The 1,425-nt window shown below is 69.1% G+C and carries 2 protein-coding genes; both read left to right on the top strand.

What is annotated here, in order from left to right:
• Positions 1–425 (top strand): transposase (locus ABD223_RS43265; protein ID WP_425564112.1); only part of this gene is annotated, 425 nt, incomplete at its 5' end.
• Positions 426–463: 38 nt separating this feature from the next.
• Positions 464–1,425 (top strand): DDE-type integrase/transposase/recombinase (locus tag ABD223_RS43260; RefSeq protein ID WP_344044173.1); only part of this gene is annotated, 962 nt, incomplete at its 3' end.

Genomic DNA, 1,425 nt, shown 5'->3' with positions numbered 1-1,425 from the left:
CATCCGAGAAGCAGCCGCGTTCGTCCGGTGCAGAGCGGTCCGATCCGGCGCCGCGCCCGTCGCGGCGAGCGTTCACCGCCGAGTACAAGCTCGCCATCGTCGCCGAGTACGAGAACGCCCCGAACGGGGAGAAAGGCGCGATCCTGCGACGCGAGGGCCTCTACTCCTCCCACGTCATCGAGTGGACTCGGGCGCGCGAGGCGGGTCGGTTGGGCGGTGGGCCGGCGGAGTCGGCGGCACCGGCGACACGAGGACGCCGATCGGCCGAGCAGATCGAGTTGGAGAGGCTGCGCCGGCAGAACGAGAAGCTGATCTCCGACCTGGCCAAGACGCGGATGGCACTGGACATCATGGGAAAAGCACACGCGCTCTTGGAAGAACTCTCCGAGAGCACGGACGAGGACAGGCCGCCGACGAGGTCCTGACGGCCGCGTTCACCGAGTTGCGCGCCGCTGACGTCCCGGTGACCAGGTCGTGCGTGCTGACCGGCAGGTCCCGGGCCACCCACTATCGCCATACCGGCGTGACGGGCCCGGTGCACGGACCCCGGCCGCGCCGCCGACCACCGCCACACGCCCTGGACGACACCGAACGCGCGACCGTGCTGGAGGTGTTGACCAGCCCCGCCTACCGGGACCTGGCGATCCCGCAGGTGTGGGCGCGGGAGTTGGACGAGGGCCGCTATTGGTGCTCGGTGTCGACGATGTATCGGATCGCCCGTGCCGCCGGGCAGGTCCGGGAACGCCGCCGCGTCGCGACCCACCCTGCACGGGTGCGGCCGGAGCTCCTTGCCCGCGGTCCGAATCAGGTGTGGTCGTGGGACATCACCGCGTTAAAAGGCCCGGTGAAGGGGACCTGGTACCGGTGCTACGTCATCCTCGACATCTTTTCCCGCTATGTCACCGGATGGCTGGTCGCCGCAGCGGAGGACGCGGTTGTGGCCAGGGACTTCCTCGCCGACGCCGTCGCCCGCAACGGCACCGAACCGCACACGATCCACGCCGACCGCGGCGGCGCCATGGTCTCCAAGCCCGTCTCCGAACTCCTGGTCGACCTCGGCGTGCTCCGGTCGCATTCCCGTCCTCGGGTCTCGAACGACAACCCCTACTCCGAGGCCCAGTTCAAGACGATGAAGTACATGCCCGACTTCCCCGACCGGTTCGGCTCGCTGGAGGACGCCCGCGCCTTCTGCGAAGAATTCTTCCTCGCCTACAACCACGAACACCGCCACTCCGGCATCGGCATGCACACCCCCGCGTCCGTCCACTTCGGAACCGCCGACCAGACCCGCGACCAACGCCAGGACGTCCTCGACCGCGCCCACACCCGACACCCACAACGCTTCGCGCGCCGCCCCCGACCACCCCGACTGCCCGATGCGACCTGGATCAACCAGCCCGTCGAGCAACCGCAATCGACCCCTTA

Origin of the sequence: Saccharothrix xinjiangensis (assembly GCF_039527585.1) — a bacterium.
GTDB classification, from domain to species: Bacteria; Actinomycetota; Actinomycetes; order Mycobacteriales; family Pseudonocardiaceae; genus Actinosynnema; species Actinosynnema xinjiangensis.
The sequence above is the reverse complement of the archived record's forward strand: the minus strand, read 5'-3'. Positions and strand labels throughout refer to the sequence as shown.